A 16866-nucleotide genomic window follows, 5' to 3' on the forward strand; every position below is an offset into this window, starting at 1 on the left:
CCTTCCCGGGAAAAGCAACGCAACCATGCGCGGGGCGGGTAGCCGGACCGGGAAGCCGACCCTATATCCCGCTCATGGCAAACAACAGCGCAAATCCCTACACCCTCGAAATCGAAGCCTGCGAGCGCCCGGCGGGACATTTCACCTGGGCAATTCGCCGTAACGGCAAGCTCTTCCAGCGCGCCGACCGCGTGCAGACCACGGAAGAGGCCGCCGAGCGGAGCGGACTCGCCGCCCTGGAGAAGCTCCTGAGCGGCCGGGAGCGTTGATCGGCTGAGCCTCGCGTATCGCTCCGCCGATACGCGGCACGGCATCGGCCCCTCCACCCTCCCCTTCTCGAACCGACCCTGTGAAAGGCTCCCGGGCGAACGCGCCCGCGGAGCCTTTCCGCGTTGAACGAGCCCGAACCTCGATTAAGTTCGCTTCCCTACGGGAGGCGGGGCCATGACGCGTGAGACGATCTACGACCGGGATCTGGACCGGAACCCCGCCAATTACCAGCCGCTGACGCCGCTGAGCTATCTCGACCGCGCCGCCCGCACCTTCCCGGACCGGGTCGCGGTGATCCACGGGGGCCTGCGCCGCTCCTACGCCGAACTCTACGCCCGCTGCCGCCGGCTCGCCTCCGCGCTCGCCGCCCGGGGCATCGGGCGCGGCGACACCGTGGCGGTGTTGCTCGCCAACACCCCGGCCATGATCGAATGCCACTACGGCGTGCCGATGACCGGGGCGGTGCTGAACACGCTCAACACCCGCCTCGATGCCGGGGCGCTCGCCTTCTGCCTCGACCACGGCGAGGCGAAGGTTTTCGTGGTGGATCGCGAGTTCTCGACGCTCGCCCGCGACGCGCTGGAGAAGGCCGGCGTGACCCCCTTCGTCATCGACGACGACGACCCCGAATTCACCGGAAAGGGCACCGCCCTCGGCGAGATCGGCTACGAGGCGTTCCTGGCGTCGGGCGATCCCGCCTACGACTGGGCCATGCCCGTCGACGAGTGGGACGCGATCTCCCTCAACTACACCTCCGGCACCACGGGCGACCCCAAAGGCGTGGTCTACCATCACCGCGGCGCGGCCCTGCTCTCGCTGGGCAACGTCATCACGGCGGGCCTGCCGCAGCACGCGGTCTATCTCTGGACCCTGCCGATGTTTCACTGCAACGGCTGGTGCTTCCCCTGGACGCTCTCGATCGTGGCCGGCACCCATGTCTGCCTGCGGCAGGTGCGGGCGCCCGCCCTGTACGCGGCGCTGGCCGAGCACGCCGTCACCCACCTCTCGGGCGCACCGATCGTGATGTCGACTCTCTTGAACGCGCCCGAGGCGCAGAAGCGCCCCCTGTCCCACCGCGTCCACTTCCTCACCGCCGCCGCGCCCCCGCCCGAGGCGGTGCTGGCGGCGATGGGCGAGGCGGGCTTCGACGTGACCCACCTCTACGGGCTCACCGAAACCTACGGTCCGGCTGTGGTGAATGCCTGGCACGAGGAATGGGACGCCCTCCCCTCCGACGAGCGGGCGAGGAAGAAGGCGCGGCAGGGCGTGCGCTACCCCGTGCTGGAGGGGCTCGACGTGCGCGACCCCGAGACCATGGCATCCCTGCCCGCCGACGGCACCAGCCTCGGCGAGGTGATGTTCCGCGGCAACGTGGTGATGCGCGGCTACCTGAAGAACCCGAAATCCACGCAAGCCGCCTTTGCCGGCGGCTGGTTCCGCTCGGGCGATCTCGGGGTGAAGCACCCGGACGGTTACATCCAGTTGAAGGACCGCTCGAAGGACATCATCATCTCAGGCGGCGAGAACATCTCCTCGATCGAGGTCGAGGATGCCCTGTTCAAGCACCCGGCGGTCGCCGCCGCCGCCGTCGTCGCCAAGCCCGACGAGAAGTGGGGTGAGACCCCTTGCGCCTTCGTCGAGCTGAAGGAGGGCAAGGAGGTCTCGCCCGAGGAGCTGATCGCGTGGTGCCGCGAGCGCCTCGCGCCCTACAAGCTGCCGCGCCACGTGGTGTTCGGCGAATTGCCCAAGACCTCGACGGGCAAGGTGCAGAAATTCGTGCTGCGGGAGAAGGCGCGGGAGGAGTGAGAGGGCCTCGCCCCGCGCGAACTCGGACTGCGCCGCTTCCGTCGCAGCCTCTCCTGGCCTGACCGGCCGATGACCCCGCGCTTCGAAGAAGAGCGGCGGCAGAGCCGCCGCTCTCTCCTGCGTCGCGAGGCTTCGGCCGTCGGCTCAGTAGGCCGGGCCGCCCGAGGTGTTGCCCAGATTCGGCGTGGCCAGTTCGGGGCGGGCGGCGTTGCCGGCCTTGGCCGACCAGTCCGGGCTACGGGGAGTGATCGCGCCGGTGACGTCCACGTCCACGTCGTCGTCGTTGAGGATGTAGACGGACTGCCCGGCCAGGTGGGCGGCATGAGGGAAGCCCTGCGCGAGGGCGGCGGTCGCCGGTGCGGCGAGGCTCAGGGCCAGGGCGGCGGCGGCAAGACGTGTCGACATGGTGGTTGTCCTTACGCTGTGCGCGGTCTCCGTAAGGCTGTCGGGGGCCGTGACTTCGATCCTCCCGATATTGGTTGCGCACGGTCCGGACGCCGTGTCGTTTCGCACCTGCGAAAAAGCCCCCTCGCGGCGGTTCAGGCGACGCCGAGGCCGCGCGCCGCCGTGAGGATCGCGGCCATGCGGTAGGGCTTCATCACCAGCACGCTCTCGGCGACCTGCCGCGGCTCCTCGGCGCTGTAGCCGGTCACGTAGATCACCGGCAGGTCCGGCTGCAGGGCACGAGCGTGCTCGGCGAGGTCCCAGCCGTCGAGCTGGCCCGGCAGGCGGATGTCGGTGAACAGGAGATCGACGGTCTTGCTCTGCTGGAGCAGGCCGTAGGCCTCCTCCGCCGTGCCCGCGCGCAGCACCGCGAAGCCCGCATCCTCGAACTCCATGGACACGGCGTTGAGCAGCATCTCCTCGTCCTCGACGACGAGCACCGTGCGCTTGTCGGACATTACCCCTCCTTTTGTTCGAAGCGTGGCGGGCGGGGCCGGCCCGGGACGTGAATGGCGTGGATGAATTTTCGTGAGGCTGGCGGCCTCAGCCCGCGACCGCCACCGGCAGGACGGGACGCGCAGCCGGCGCGGCGACGGGGGCCAGGCGCCCGGCGGGACGGGGTGCCGCGGGCGCCTGGGCCGGGAAGGTCAGGCGCACGGTGGTGCCGAGCCGTTCCCCCGGCGCCTCGCCGTGCACGAAGGCGGCGCTGCCGCCCGATTGCTGCGCGAAGCCGAACACCTGGCTCAGCCCGAGGCCGGTCCCCTGCCCCAGCGGCTTGGTGGTGAAGAAAGGCTCGAAGGCCCGCGCCTCGACCTCCGGCGCCATGCCGCCGCCGGTATCCGACACCTCGACCGCGAGCCCTTCCGCGCCGGGCAGTGGCCGGGTGGCGAGGGTGAGCGTGCCACCCTCCGGCATCGCGTCGCGGGCATTGACCGCGAGGTTGAGGATCGCGTTCTCGAGCTGGTTGGGATCGACGTTCACCCGCGGCAGGTTCGGGGCAAGATCCGTCTCCAGACGGATGCGCGAGCCGATCGTGCCGCGCAGGAACTCGGCGAAGGAGGCGATCTGCGCGTTCACGTCGGTGCTCACCGGCGAGAGCGGCTGGCGGCGGGCGAAGGCGAGCAGCTTGTGCGTCATCGTGGCCGCGCGCTCGGCGCCCTTCACCGCATCGCGCAGGCGGGTGCGCAGGGGGCTGTCCTCGGGCAGGCCGCGCTCGACCCGGTCGAGGTTGAGCAGCACCACGTTGAGCAGGTTGTTGAAGTCGTGGGCCACGCCTCCGGTGAGCTGGCCGATCGCCTCTATCTTCTGGCTCTGGCGCAGCGCCTCCTCGGCGCGCTCGCGCTCGGCATTGGCCGCCTTCAGGGCGGCCAGCGCCTCGTCGCGCTCCCGGATGCGGGCCTCCAGCGCCTCGTTGGCCTGCCGGAGCTGAGTGGGCGAGGGCAGCGACAAAGCCTTCGGCATCAGGATCCAGAGCGCCACCGAGGTGCCGATGGAGGCCACGCCCGTCAGCAGCTTGACCGCCGCCTCCAGCCCGTAATCCGGCACCCACAGCGTCCAGATCGCCATCAGGTGCGTCGCGCCGCAGGCGGTGATGAACACGGCAAACGACCAGAACATCCAGCCGAACACCACGTCCCGGCGCCGCGAGACGAAATAGGCCAGTCCGACGGGAATCGAGAAATAGGCGAAGGCGATCAGGCTGTCGGAGACGACGTGCGTCCAGATCAGCTCCGGCCGCCAGAGCAGGCAGATGCCGTGAGGCGAGAGGTTCTCGACCTCCCAGAGACGCCGAAGAATATCGAGCATCGAACTCGGTTCCCGACCTGTCGCACGCCGGCCGATTTCTGCCCCGCGCGCGCAAGCTTGGCAAATCGGGGCAGTTCGAACCGGCTGCGGGCCGGTCGAGCGCCCCCGCGGGCGCGATCTCTACGCGAGACACCCGCGCGGACCAAATGTTAAGTCTTGCTTAACCCTATTCCGACATCACGGGAGTCGGAATTCGAGGGCGGGCGCGGGTGTCGGCGCAACGGGCAATCATGCAGGCTGAAGCCGCATACGGCGCACCGACCGACCTCCCCTTGAGGAGGGTCGGCCTCGGCAGCCTGCTGGCCGCGACCGCCCGCCGCCATCCCGACCGGATCGCCGTGGTCGATCCCGCCGACAAGCCGGACTGGAGCGACCGGCCCGCCATCACCTGGACCTATGCCGCCGCCGCCGAGATCGTGGAGCGCCTCGCCCGCGGCCTGCGCAGCTGGCGCCTGCCGCCCGGCAGCCGTATCGGCCTGTGCCTGCCGGGCTCTGCCGAGAGCGCCCTGGCGATCCTCGCCGTCGAGGCGGCGGGCCATGTCGCCTGCCTGCTGCCGGTCTCCTGGAACGAGGAACAGCTTCTCGCCGCCGCACAGGGGGCCGCGCTGAGCGCGGTGCTGACGCAGTCCCGGCTCGGCGCGACCGCCCCGGCCGCGCGCCTCTGCGCCGTCGCCGCGCGCTATTTCGGCCTGCGCTACCTCGCCGCCTTCGGCCCCGACGTGCCGGACGGCGTGATCAACCTCGACCGCTTCGTGCTCGACGGCCCGGCCCAGGCCCCGGAGGGACCGCCGCCCGCGCCGGCCGGCCTCGTCAGCTTCGTCGGGGGCGATCCCGACCGGCCGGTCTATCGCGGCGGCGAGGCGGTGGTCGCGGCCGCGGCCGCCCATCTCGTGGCGGCGCGCGTGGCGCCCGCCGAGCGCATTCTCAGCCTGATCGGCCCGCACGACCTGCGCGGCCTCGTCACCGGGCTCGCCGCCTCCCTCGTCGCGGGCGCGACCCTGGAGGTGATGCCGCTCTTCGACGGCGCGGCCTTCGCGGCGGCCCTGCGCCGGCCGGTCCCGACCCATCTCGTCGCCCCGGCCTTCCTCGAGAAGAACCTCGCCGGCCGCGACCTGCCCACGGAGCTGCGCTCCCTCACGCTGGTCCACCGGGCGCCGGCCCGCTTCCCCGTCCGTAGCCGCGCGGCCGGCGGGCCGCAGGGTCTGCGCCTCGACACGGTGATCGACACGGTGGCCTTCGACGAGACCGCGATCCTGTCCGGCCGGCGCGGAGGCCCCGGCGATCTCGCTCTGGTGCTCGGTAAGCCGGAGCGGCTCGCCCTCCCCGCGAGCCTGCTGGGCCTGCGCCGCGATCCCGACGGGCGCCTCGCCTTCCGCGGATTGGCCTGCGCCGCGACGCCGCTGCAGCGCGGGAATCAACCGGCCGCCGCGGAGCGCGCGGGGCGCGACGCGGAGCCGGTGAGTTGGCAGGAGATGCCCTACGCGGCGATGCTGTTCGCCGGGCTCGCGACCGGGATCGACATGGCTGCCCTGCCCGAAAGCACCGATCCAACAGAAATTTTTGCGCCTGCGTAGTCGAGCGGACCACGCCGCCTTCGTGGCGAGGAAGCTTAAGAGGGCAGAAGGAAGAAAGCGCTTTTTCAGGAGGCGTTTAGGATCGATGCGAAGGGTGGCGCCCCGAGGCGTCGGCGGCGTGTGCAGCGCAGTTCACACGCCCTTCAGGATCTCCGAGCCATGCTGACATCATCTGCATGGCCGGCGAACCAATCGTGACCGTGCGGGTTATCCGGGGTGCCCCTTCCCAAGGGGGGCGGCATGGGGTAACGCTGAAGCTTATGGGTGCGCTGCAACAAGTGCTCGTCGTCGACGATGGTCATCGTGCCGTCGATCGATCTCTCGCCGCTGATCTCGCGGGGCTCGGCTACGCCAGTGTCACCGCCTCGATCGAGGCGGCAGACGATGTGCTCGCCGTGATCGCCCGACCGGCGGCGATCCTGCTGCAACTCTCGTCCCGTCCCAATCCGCAGATCGCCGCTCTGGCGACGCGCCTGCGTGAGCAGATGAGGGCCGGCGGCATCCCCGTCATCGACATGGACGATGCCGGACCGCGGGCGGGTGCCCCGGTCGATCTCAAGAGCCGGATCGGGCCCTACGTTCTCAGCGAGCCGGAACTTTAGGGAGCGTTGTGCAGCCCCAGCGTCGAGACGCTTCTAGGATTTTCCCATAACGGGACGATGACGGGCGGGCCGGAAGGTTCGCCCTCTTCGTATCGGCCGCTCAGGCGGCCAGGACGATCTCGCTCTCCCGCACCGCCCGCTCCGCGCTGCCCGACCGGATGCGGTAGGACGGCTCGCCGGTCGGATCGTCGGGCATGAGGCGGACGATCTCGCTCACGGCGCCGAAGCCCAGCCGCTCGTCGGTCTGGGAGCTCTGAGCGCGACGCACGCGCTGGCCAAGCTTGAACTTGTGGGACATCGAGGTCTCCGGGCATGGAGCGGAAAGGGGCACCGCAGGTCGCGGACGCGACCCGCGGCAGAAGCGGGCGCTCAGCGCCGCAGCTTGATCTTGGCCTTGCGGGCGGCGTAGCGGGCGTCCCGCTCTTCCTTCTGCTTGGCCTGTGCGAGGCGCGCGCGCTCGGCGGCGGCCTCGATCTCGGCAGCCTTGCGGGCGGCCTCCGCGGCGCGCTCGGCGACGGCGAGGGCTTCGAGCCGCTCGACTTCGGCGCGGCGCTGGCGCTCGCGCTCCTCGGCTCGCGCCTGCCGGGCTTCGGCGATGGCTTGGCGCTCGGCCTGGCGTGCCTGCACGGCCGGATCGTCCTGCGACGGGCGGGCGCGGAAGCGCGCGAGCATCGCCTCGCGGGCGGAAGCGGAATTCTGGCGGCGGTCGTCGAAGGAGTTTTGTTTAGCGAAGCTCACGTACCGTCCTTGTAATGTCCCGGCGCGAAGGCCGAGCGAGAAATGCGAGAAGCCGCCCCAGGGGGAGCGGCTTCGGTGTCAAGCGGTCCAGGCGGCGCTTACGCGAGCTGGAGCTGTCCGGCGGACTGCTTCCCGGAGCGGCGATCGGTCTCCATCTCGTAGGAAACCTTCTGGCCCTCGGCGAGGCCGCGCAGGCCGGCGCGCTCGACGGCGGAGATGTGGACGAAAACGTCCTTCGAGCCGTCCTCAGGCTGGATGAAGCCGAAGCCCTTCTGCTCGTTGAACCACTTGACGGTGCCGGTGCTCATAGAATGTCCTTGTCTCCGCAGGATGCAGGTAGCGAGCCCAGTGCCAAGAGGCGCTGAGCCATGGTCTTTCACCGATCACGAAGGAAAATGAGAACCGCCCTGCGGAGGCGTCACGGCCCAGAAAATCCGGCCTCGCATCGATAGAACTTCATATAGACTTCGATTGCCGCTTTATCAAGGCAGGATTTATTTTGGCGCTCATAACAACGGCGCGAAGAACACCTGTGCGGCTTTGGCTTCAGGCTGATTTTCCCTGCTTGCGCCGTGGGTTGGCGCGATGACTGACACAGGAATTGGCACAGGGGCCGGGCGGCGCGGGGCGATCCCCGTGCCTCACGCCGCCTTCTTCGCGCGCTTGGCGATCGTCACGAGCCCGCGCAGGATCTGCGTCGTCACCTTCAGCCGCGCCGGCACGGTGTCGAGTTCGCGGATGAACACGACGCTCATGTCGGGGCGCACCTTGGCGAAGGAGCCCTGCTCCACGACCATGGCGGCGAGTCCCTGCGGGTTGGCGAAGGCGCGGTTGCGGAAGTGGACCACCACGCCCTTGGGGCCCGCCTCGACCTTCTCGACATTGGCCTCGCGGCACAGGATCTTGATGGTCACGATCTTGAGGAGTTGCTCCACCTCCGGCGGCAGCGGTCCGAAGCGATCGATCAGCTCGGCGCCGAAGCTCTCCATCTCGGCGTCGTTCTCGATCTGCGACAGGCGCCGGTAGAGGCCGAGCCGGACGGTGAGATCCTCGACGTAGTCCTCCGGGATGGTGACGGGGGCGCCCAGCGCGATGGTGGGGGACCACGCCTCCTCCGCCGGCTCCTCGATGCCGGCCTTGAGCGCCGTGACCGCATCCTCCAGCATCTGCTGGTAGAGTTCGTAGCCGACCTCCTTGATGTGACCCGACTGCGCATCGCCGAGCAGGTTGCCAGCGCCGCGGATGTCGAGATCGTGGGAGGCCAGCTGGAAGCCGGCGCCGAGCGTATCGAGGGTCTGGAGCACCTTGAGGCGCTGCTCGGCCTGGGTGGTGAGCTGGCGGTTGGCCGGGGTCGTGAACAGGGCGTAGGCCCTCGCCTTGGAGCGGCCCACGCGCCCGCGCAGCTGGTAGAGCGCGGCCAGACCGAACATGTCGGCCCGGTGCACGATCAGGGTGTTGGCGGTCGGGATGTCGAGGCCCGACTCCACGATCGTGGTCGAGAGCAGCACGTCGTACTTGCCCTCGTAGAAGGCCGTCATCACGTCCTCGAGCTGGCCCGCCGCCATCTGGCCGTGGGCGATCGCGACGGTGGTCTCGGGCATCTCAGTGTCGAGGAAGCGCTTGACCTCCGCCAGATCCTCGATGCGCGGCACCACGTAGAAGGACTGTCCGCCGCGGTAGCGCTCGCGCAGCAGCGCCTCGCGGATCAGCAGCGGGTCGAACGGCGTCACGAAGGTGCGCACCGCCAGCCGATCCACCGGGGGCGTGGCGATGATCGAGAGTTCGCGAACCCCCGTCATGGCGAGCTGCAGCGTGCGCGGGATCGGGGTGGCCGAGAGCGTCAGCACGTGAACCTCCGCCTGGAGCGCCTTCAGGCGCTCCTTGTGGGCCACGCCGAAATGCTGCTCCTCGTCGACGATGATCAGGCCGAGATCCTTGAAGGCGACGTTCTTGGCGAGCAGCGCGTGGGTGCCCACCACGATGTCGACCTGACCCTCGGCGAGCCCCGCCCGGGTCTGGCGCTGGTCGCCGGCCGAGACGAAGCGCGAGAGCTGCGCGATGTTGATCGGCAGGCCCTTGAAGCGGTCGGTGAAGGTGCGGAAATGCTGGCGGGCGAGAAGCGTGGTCGGCACCACCACCGCCACCTGCTTGCCGGAGATCGCCGCGGCGAAGGCCGCGCGCAGCGCCACCTCGGTCTTGCCGAAGCCGACATCGCCGCAGACGAGGCGATCCATCGGCCGGCCGGCATTGAGGTCGTCGAGCACCGCGTCGATGGCGTTGGCCTGATCCTCGGTCTCCTCGAAGGGGAAGCGGGCGGCGAATTCCTCGTACATCCCCTCCGGCGCCTTGAGGCTGGGGGCGGGTTTCACGAAGCGCGCGGCGGCGACCTTGATGAGCTCGCCCGCCATCTCGAGGATGCGGCGCTTCATCTTGGCCTTGCGGGCCTGCCACGCCCCGCCGCCGAGGCGGTCGAGCGCGACCTCGGAATCCTCCGAGCCGTAGCGCGTCAGAAGCTCGATATTCTCCACTGGCAGCAGCAGCAGGCCGCCCGCATATTGCAGCTCCAGGCAATCGTGCGGCGCACCCGCCGCGGTGATGGTCTTGAGGCCGACGAAGCGGCCGATGCCGTGATCGGCATGCACGACGAGATCGCCGGGCTGGAGCGCCTGCACCTCCAGGATGATGTCCTGCGGGCGCTTGGACTTGCGCTTCTGGCGCACCAGCCGGTCGCCGAGGATGTCGCCCTCGGCCACCACGGCGAGCCGGTCGAGGGTGAAGCCCGCCTCCAGGCCCCAGACCGCGACCGCCACGTCGGTGCCGCGCTTCAACGCGTTGACGGCGGTGAAGGTGTTGATCTCGATCGGCTTCTTCAGGCCGTGGTCGGTCAGCACGCCGCAGAGCCGGTCGCGCGAGCCGTCGGACCAGGATCCCAGGATCACGTGATGCCCGGACGCCTGCAGGTCGCGGATATGCGCGACCGCGGCATCGAACACGCTGGCCGCCTCGTCCGCCCGCTCGGGGGCGAAGTTTCGCCCGGCCCGGGCGCCGCAATCGATCACCGCGCGCTCGTCGGAATCCGGCATCGCGAACGGCGTGAGCCGGGCGACCGTGCCGGCCTCGACCTTGCCCTTCCACTCGTTCGGCGTGAGGTAGAGCGCGCGCGGCGGCAGCGGCTTGTAGGGCGCCACGCCCGATTGCGGGGTCTTCAGCGCCGCCTCGCGGGCCTGGAAATAGTCCTGGATCAGGGAAAGCCGCTCGGTCGCCGCCTCCTCGACCTGCGGGTCGAACAGCATCGGCACGTCGCCGAGATAGTCGAACAGCGTGTCGAGCCCGTCGTAGAACAGCGGCATCCAGTGTTCGAGGCCGGCATAGCGCCGGCCCTCGCTCACCGTCTCGTAGAGGCGGTCGTCGCGGGTCGCCGCGCCGAAGCTCGACAGGTAGCCCTGACGGAAGCGCCGGATCGTCTCGGTGGTGAGCTGCACCTCGCTCATCGGCACGAGGTCGAGGGAGCGCAAGGACCCCACCGTGCGCTGCGTCTCGGGATCGAAGGCGCGGATCGATTCGAGGGTGTCGCCGAAGAAGTCCAGGCGGATCGGGTTCGGCAGGCCGGGCGGCGAGAGGTCCAGAATGCCGCCGCGCACGGCGTATTCGCCGGTATCCCGCACCGTCCCCGTGCGCAGGAAGCCGTTGGCCTCGACCCAAGCCACGACCTTGTCCATCGGCAGCACGTTGCCGATCGCCGCCGAGAAGGTCTCGACGGCCACGCGCGCGCGCGGCGGCACCCGCTGCACCAGGGCGTTGACGGTGGTGCAGAGGATACGCGGCGTCGTATCCGATGAGCGCGAGCGGGTGAGCCGCGACAGCGCGGTCATGCGCTGCGCGGCGATGGCCGCGTTCGGCGAGACGCGGTCGTAGGGCTGGCAGTCCCAGGCCGGGAAGCTCATCGCCTCGATCTCGGGGGCGACGAATTTCAGCGCGTTCTGGAAGGCGTTGGAGCGCCCCGAGTCGCGGGCGACGTGGACCAGCACCGCCGGCCCTTCGAACGAGCCCGACAGCGCGCGGGCGAGGTCGGCCGCCACCAGCGCGTCGAAGCCGTCGGGCACGGAGGCCAGCGTCGGGCTGTCGCCGCGCTTGATCGCGTCGAGCGCCTTGGTGAGCGGCGCCGATTTCGGCAGGGCGAAGCGCGCGGTCTGCGGCTTCGGCGCGGGCGGCTTGGGTTGGGGCTTGGCCATCGTTTTTTTGCAAAGGGCGGGAAGAAGCCCTCCCCCGCTCGAGGGGAGGGATTTGACGCGGCGCTGATTGAAGTCGGCGTCCGCCGACGGTGTTCAGTTATGGATCGGCGCGTCGTGCCGATGAAAAGCCTTGAGCCGGCGATACACGGCGGTGTCGTAGTTCTCCGGCGTCGCGTCCTCGCCGGTGAGCCAGCGGAACAGGTCGCGGTCGGGCACCTCGATCAGCGCCTCGAACTGCGTCAGTTCCTCCTCGGAGAGATCGCCGATTTCGGCATCGGCGAAGCGGCCCATGATGAGATCCATCTCGCGGATGCCCCGGTGCCACGCCCGGAACAGGGTGCGGCGGCGGCGCGGGTCGAGGTCGGCGCTGGTTCGGGTGGTGCCGGACATGGGCTTTCCCCTGCGATCGTCTGAACAGGCATGTAGAGGGGCCTGCGGCCGTGGGCAAACGGCGTGTCGGCGCAGGGCCGGTGTCGTCGGGCCGCCGGCCGGATGGCACGGCAGCGCCGGGTTCCGCGAAGGAGAGGCGCGTGCAACGGTGCCGCGAACCGATCGAAGGATCGCGATCGCGGAGGATCGGATGAGCCTGCCGAGGATGGGTCTTCCGGCCTGGATGCGAACGATCCTGGCACGCCGCAGGCTTCAAAACCCTGCATCCGCGCTCGTTCAGGACGAGGCCGACCCACGAGATGCAGTGCGGTCGACCGGATCGTCGGCCCTGCCGGCCTCCCTCGCCGCTCGGATCGAGCGAGTGGTTGCGGGGCTGAGGGACGGGACGGTGAGCCGGGCCGATCTCGATGCGTCCGTCTCCGGCCTCGCCGCGCTGCCCCCTTCCTCCGTCGCCGTCGCTGGGGCTGCCGTCGCGGCGCTGCTGCTGCCCCCGGCCGGCCGCTGGTCGAGCCCGGGAGTTCTGCGGGATCATCGCCGGGCCGATCTCGCTCGGCTCGGCGCGGTCTCTGATCTCGATCGTCTCTTCCTCTTCCATCCCGACGGGTACGTCCGCGAGGCGGCCCTGCGTGCCTGGGAGGGACCTGCCCGAACGGGCTTCGAGATCGCCGCGATCGCCTATCGCCTCAACGACTGGGTGCCTCCGGTGCGTTCGGCGGCGCAGGATTGCGCCGCCCGCGTCTTTCCGGAGGCGGAGGCCGGAAGGGCCGTCGAAGCCCTGCTCTTCCTGCTCCAGCGGATGCCCGAATGGCAGCGTTGGCAAGGCCTCCAAGCGGAACCCCCGGATAACGGCGGCGTCCTGGGCGATCTGATGGCGCGGCCCGATGTCTGCGCGCGGCTCGCCGAACACCTTCGCTTGGCCCGTACCGGCCCGACCGCGCGGCTGCTTCAGCGCGCGGCCCGATGGCCCGGTCTCGACCCTGCCCTGCCCGATCTGGCGCGCCGCGCGTTCCTGCCCTCCGTCCGAGCCTGTGCCCTGCGCTTCCTGATCGAGGAGCGGGCGACCTGGCCGGAGGGCACCCGGCGGGAGTGGGTCGACAAGACCTATGGCTTGGCTCGCCGCGTTCGCGTAATCGGGGAGCGCCGGCTCGTCCGGACGTCCGATCTCGAGACGCTGATCGCGATGGGCGCCGGGGACCGTTCCGGCCTCGTCCGGCGCGTGGCGGCCGACGGTCTGGCGGTGCATCGCGCCGCCCTCGGCGAGCGGATGAATGCTCTGGTCGAACGACTGGCCGACGACACGAGCCCGTCCGTGCGCTGGCGGGCCGCCTTCATCCAGAAGGAGCGCGCTGCCCGCTGACGGGCGCCCCGTTTCTCCAACCAACCCGCCGATGACCGACGACGCCCCCGGCCTTCGCCCCAGCATCCTCGACCCGCTCTTCGCCCCCGCCCGCGGCCTGCCCGGCGTCGGGCCGAAGATCGCGCCGCTGATCGAGAAGCTGCTCGGCTCCGAGGAGCGGCCGGCCCGCGTCGCCGACCTGCTGTTCCACCTGCCGCAGAGCGGGGTCGCCCGGCCCCTCTGCGGCTCGATCCGCGACGCGCCGACGGGTGAGCCCGTCACGCTGGGCGTCACCGTGGTGGCCCACCGGCCGCCGGGCCTCGGCAAGCGCGCCTTCCGGGTGCTGGTGGAGGACGGGACCGGCGATATCAGCCTCGTCTTCTTCGGCATGCCGCGGGGGCGCATCGAGAAGATGCTGCCGCTCGGCAGCCACCGTTACGTCTCCGGCCGGATCGATCTGTGGGACGGAACCCGGCAGATGGTGCACCCCTCCCGCATCCTCGACGAGGCGGGGCTGGCGAGCCTGCCCGCCGTCGAGCCGATCTACGGTGCGACCGAGGGGCTGACCTCGCGCGTCATCAGCAGAATCGTCCACGGGGCGCTCGATCGGCTTCCCGTGCTGCCCGAGTGGCAGGATGCACCGTATCTCGCCCGCAACCGCTTTCCCCCCTTCGCCGAGGCCCTGCGCATCGAGCACCGCCCGGAGGAGGCGCCCCCTCCGGCGATCGAGGGGCAGGCCCCGCCCGCCAGTCCCGCGCGCAAGCGCCTCGCCTATGACGAGCTGCTGGCCTCGCAGCTCGCGCTGGCCCTGGTGCGCGCCCGGCAGCGGCGGAAAGCCGGCCGGGTCAATGCCGGCGACGGTCACCTGAAGGAGCGGGTCGAGGCCGCCCTCCCCTTCGCGCTCACGGGCGCGCAGGCGCGGGCTGTCGAAGAGATCCGCGCCGACATGGCCTCCGAGCAGCGGATGCTGCGCCTGCTCCAGGGCGATGTCGGCTCCGGCAAGACGGCGGTGGCTTTGCTCGCCATGGCCTCGGCGGTCGAGGCCGGACGCCAGGCCGCGCTGATGGCGCCGACCGAGATTCTCGCGCGCCAGCACTTCGAGCGGCTCGTGCCGCTGGCCGGCGCCATGCGCCTGCGCCTGCTCACCGGCCGTGACCGGGCCGCCGAGCGCCGGGCGACGCTGGCGGATCTGGCCGCGGGCGAGATCGACATCGTGGTCGGCACCCACGCCCTGTTCCAGGAGGCGGTGGCCTTCCGCGATCTCGGCCTCGCCGTGGTGGACGAGCAGCACCGCTTCGGCGTGCACCAGCGCCTGGCGCTCGGCGCCAAGGGCGAGGCGGTGGACATCCTCGTGATGACCGCCACCCCGATCCCCCGCACCCTCGCGCTGACCTTCTTCGGCGACATGGACGTCTCGGTGCTCGACGAGAAGCCCGCCGGACGCCAGCCGATCAAGACCATCACCGTGCCGGTGGAGCGCATCGACGAGGTCGTGGGCGGGCTGCACCGGGCGCTTCAGGGGGGCGACCGGGTCTATTGGATCTGCCCGCTCGTGGCGGAGTCGGAATACGTCGATCTCGCCGCCGCCGCCGAACGCTTCGAAGATCTCAAAAAACATTTCGGCGACGCGGTCGGCCTGATCCACGGCAAGATGCCGGGGCCGGAGAAGGACGCGGCGATGGAAGCCTTCGCCGCCGGCCGCACCCGCGTGCTCGTTTCGACGACGGTCGTTGAGGTCGGCGTCGACGTGCCGGAGGCCACCATCATGGTCATCGAGCATGCCGAGCGCTTCGGGCTCGCCCAGTTGCACCAGCTCCGCGGCCGGGTCGGACGCGGCTCGAAGGCCTCGTCCTGCCTGCTGCTCTACCGGGGGCCCCTTGGACAGGTGGCCAAGGCGCGGCTTGAGATGATGCGCTCGAGCGAGGACGGGTTTCGCATTGCCGAGGAGGATCTGCGCCTGCGCGGCGAGGGCGAGGTGCTCGGCACGCGCCAGTCCGGCATGGCCGCCTTCCGCCTCGCCCGGCTGGAGAGCGACGGCGACCTCCTGGAAGCCGCCCGGGACGATGCGCGGTTGATCGTGGAGCGCGACCCGCGCCTCTCGAGCGAGCGCGGCCGGGCGCTCAGGGTGCTGCTCTACCTGTTCGAGCGCGAGGCGGCGATCCGGCTGATCGGGGCGGGCTGATCCCGGCCCCGATCTCTGGCCGGACCGGGAATGGGGCGCCTCGTTCAGATTTCCGTTCAGGAAGCGGCGAAACTGAACGAGCCATTCAGGGGGACGAAGCGCGCAAGCCAAAATCCCCGGCTGCGGCATCGCCGCTCCGGCAGATATCTTTTTTCTTTCTGAAACAAGGACTTGCGCGGGTCTCTTCGCGCTCTTGGGGAGCGGGCGTGAGGGCGGAAAATGCGGAATTACCTTGTATCTGCCCAAATTGCCCCTTAACTGGAGATGAACAAACGGCCTCGTAGACCGGGGTGCCACTGGAAAGAAGGATGATCGCGATGTCGATCGCACCGTTCCAACGCCTGCCGGGTTCCTCCGAGAATTGGGGAGCCGACACGCTCTCCGTCGAACCCTGGCTCATGCCGATCTCGGATCGCGAGACGCGCGACGAATCCTCGACCGACGCCCTCGCGAGCGCTGTACGCCAGGCGTCCCGCCGGTTCTGGATTGCCGCGAACGCGCTCTGTGCTGTGCTCGCCCTGCTGCTCTCCGCGCAGATCGCCACGGATTGGAGAACGCCGGCTTCCCGCCCCGTGGCCGGGCATCAGGTCGCCGACGCGGCGCCGCCGACGCTGCCCGTGGAGCGGGCTTCGCTCCAGCGCTGAGGACCTCGGGGCCCCAGCACCCTCAATCCTCCGTCAGACGTCCTGGCGCGCCGGCTCCCGGCGCGCCTTTTCTTTGTCCGCCGTTCCTTCCTCACTCTCCTGCAACTGCGCTTGGCGCAGGGAGGCGGCCATGGCCTGGAGGCCGCCGCGCGGGTCCTCCGGCTGGATCACGCCGGCCGACATCACCAGCTTGGCCGCGTCGTCGACGCTGATGCCGACCTCCACGATCTCGGAGCGCGGCAGGTAGAAGAAGAAGCCCGTCGTCGGATTGGGGGCGCAGGGCAGGAACACGCCGACATAATCCTTGGCCTCCCCCTCCTTGGCCTGGAGGGCACCCTGCACCTCGTTCGCCGCAGGCGCGGAGAGGAACACCACCGACCACGTTCCCTTCACCGGAAACTCGACCAGCCCGACGGTGCGGAACGAGGTGCCGTTGGCCGAGAACAAGGTCTCGAAGATCTGGCGCAGGCCCCGGTAGAGGCCGGAGATCACGGGGGTGCGCGCGAGCAGAACCTCGCCGAACTCGACCACCGAGCGGCCGACGAGGTTGGCGGTGAGGAAGCCCAGCATCGTCACGGCGAGGAAGGCGATGACAAGGCCCAGGCCCGGGATCGAGAAGGGCAGGTAATGGTCCGGCAGATAGCTCGCCGGCACCAGCGGCTTCACCCAGCCGTCGATGAGGGCGATGAACCACCACGTGATGTAGGCGGTGATCGCGAGCGGCCCCGCGACGATGACGCCGGTGAGGAAGTAGGTCCGCAGCCGGCCCCGCGCGCTGACGCGCGTCTTGGACGAGGCGGGTTCCGGCGCGTCCGGAATCGGCGAGAGGGTGGGCGCCACGC

16 protein-coding genes are annotated in these 16866 nt (G+C 70.1%); 7 read left to right on the plus strand and 9 right to left on the minus strand.

Annotated features, from left to right (window positions below; all coding sequences use genetic code 11):
- Window positions 1-74 precede the first annotated feature (74 nt).
- A complete protein-coding gene (locus BY998_RS20520) occupies window positions 75-269 on the plus strand; it encodes a hypothetical protein (protein WP_003599068.1) in 195 nt (64 codons plus the stop codon).
- Between the two features lie 175 nt (window positions 270-444).
- Window positions 445-2076 (plus strand): acyl-CoA synthetase, encoded by a 1632-nt coding sequence (locus tag BY998_RS20525; RefSeq protein ID WP_110353550.1) that lies wholly within the window; start codon window positions 445-447, stop codon window positions 2074-2076.
- A gap of 144 nt (window positions 2077-2220) precedes the next feature.
- Here BY998_RS20525 and BY998_RS20530 read toward each other — a convergent pair whose 3' ends face one another.
- The 3 genes from BY998_RS20530 to BY998_RS20540 all read right to left on the minus strand — a co-directional run bounded on the left by BY998_RS20530 (window position 2221) and on the right by BY998_RS20540 (window position 4326).
- Complete coding sequence (locus tag BY998_RS20530; protein WP_110353551.1) at window positions 2221-2481, minus strand: hypothetical protein; 261 nt, start codon at window positions 2479-2481, stop codon at window positions 2221-2223.
- Between the two features lie 134 nt (window positions 2482-2615).
- On the minus strand, window positions 2616-2978 hold the full coding sequence (locus tag BY998_RS20535; protein WP_110353552.1) for a response regulator: 363 nt from the start codon (window positions 2976-2978) through the stop codon (window positions 2616-2618).
- 85 nt (window positions 2979-3063) lie between these two features.
- Window positions 3064-4326, minus strand: coding sequence for an ATP-binding protein (locus tag BY998_RS20540; protein ID WP_110353553.1), 1263 nt, complete (start codon window positions 4324-4326; stop codon window positions 3064-3066).
- A gap of 272 nt (window positions 4327-4598) precedes the next feature.
- On the opposite strand from BY998_RS20540, the gene BY998_RS20545 reads away from it, so the two are divergent.
- The gene (locus BY998_RS20545; protein WP_245421683.1) at window positions 4599-5900 is read left to right on the plus strand and encodes an AMP-binding protein; all 1302 of its coding nucleotides are present in this window, start codon (window positions 4599-4601) and stop codon (window positions 5898-5900) included.
- A 260-nt stretch (window positions 5901-6160) separates the two neighbouring features.
- Complete coding sequence (locus BY998_RS20550; protein ID WP_110353555.1) at window positions 6161-6502, plus strand: hypothetical protein; 342 nt, start codon at window positions 6161-6163, stop codon at window positions 6500-6502.
- A 100-nt stretch (window positions 6503-6602) separates the two neighbouring features.
- On the opposite strand, the gene BY998_RS20555 is transcribed toward BY998_RS20550, so the two are convergent.
- The 5 genes from BY998_RS20555 to BY998_RS20575 form a co-directional block, all read right to left on the minus strand.
- Window positions 6603-6800 (minus strand): hypothetical protein, encoded by a 198-nt coding sequence (locus BY998_RS20555; protein ID WP_110353556.1) that lies wholly within the window; start codon window positions 6798-6800, stop codon window positions 6603-6605.
- 71 nt (window positions 6801-6871) lie between these two features.
- Entirely contained in the window at window positions 6872-7240 is a 369-nt protein-coding gene (locus tag BY998_RS20560) for a DUF6481 family protein (protein WP_110353557.1), read from the minus strand.
- 98 nt (window positions 7241-7338) lie between these two features.
- Window positions 7339-7548 carry a cold-shock protein gene (locus tag BY998_RS20565; RefSeq protein ID WP_110353558.1) on the minus strand — a complete coding sequence of 70 codons (210 nt, stop codon included), beginning with the start codon at window positions 7546-7548 and terminating at the stop codon, window positions 7339-7341.
- A 333-nt stretch (window positions 7549-7881) separates the two neighbouring features.
- Window positions 7882-11472 carry a transcription-repair coupling factor gene (mfd, locus tag BY998_RS20570; protein WP_110353559.1) on the minus strand — a complete coding sequence of 1197 codons (3591 nt, stop codon included), beginning with the start codon at window positions 11470-11472 and terminating at the stop codon, window positions 7882-7884.
- 93 nt (window positions 11473-11565) lie between these two features.
- The gene (locus tag BY998_RS20575; protein ID WP_110353560.1) at window positions 11566-11862 is read right to left on the minus strand and encodes a succinate dehydrogenase assembly factor 2; all 297 of its coding nucleotides are present in this window, start codon (window positions 11860-11862) and stop codon (window positions 11566-11568) included.
- Between the two features lie 304 nt (window positions 11863-12166).
- Here BY998_RS20575 and BY998_RS20580 point away from each other — a divergent pair, with 304 nt between their 5' ends.
- The 3 genes from BY998_RS20580 (at window position 12167) to BY998_RS20590 (ending at window position 16024) form a co-directional block, all read left to right on the plus strand.
- On the plus strand, window positions 12167-13219 hold the full coding sequence (locus BY998_RS20580; protein WP_146221824.1) for a hypothetical protein: 1053 nt from the start codon (window positions 12167-12169) through the stop codon (window positions 13217-13219).
- Between the two features lie 31 nt (window positions 13220-13250).
- The gene (gene recG, locus BY998_RS20585; protein ID WP_110353562.1) at window positions 13251-15380 is read left to right on the plus strand and encodes an ATP-dependent DNA helicase RecG; all 2130 of its coding nucleotides are present in this window, start codon (window positions 13251-13253) and stop codon (window positions 15378-15380) included.
- Window positions 15381-15697: 317 nt separating this feature from the next.
- Window positions 15698-16024: a hypothetical protein gene (locus tag BY998_RS20590; RefSeq protein ID WP_110353588.1), complete on the plus strand. Its 327-nt coding sequence runs from the start codon at window positions 15698-15700 to the stop codon at window positions 16022-16024.
- 33 nt (window positions 16025-16057) lie between these two features.
- On the opposite strand, the gene BY998_RS20595 is transcribed toward BY998_RS20590, so the two are convergent.
- On the minus strand, window positions 16058-16864 hold the full coding sequence (locus BY998_RS20595) for a DUF502 domain-containing protein (protein ID WP_181425579.1): 807 nt from the start codon (window positions 16862-16864) through the stop codon (window positions 16058-16060).
- Window positions 16865-16866 lie beyond the last annotated feature (2 nt).

This window comes from Methylobacterium sp. B4, from assembly GCF_003201865.1.
Taxonomy (GTDB): Bacteria; Pseudomonadota; Alphaproteobacteria; order Rhizobiales; family Beijerinckiaceae; genus Methylobacterium.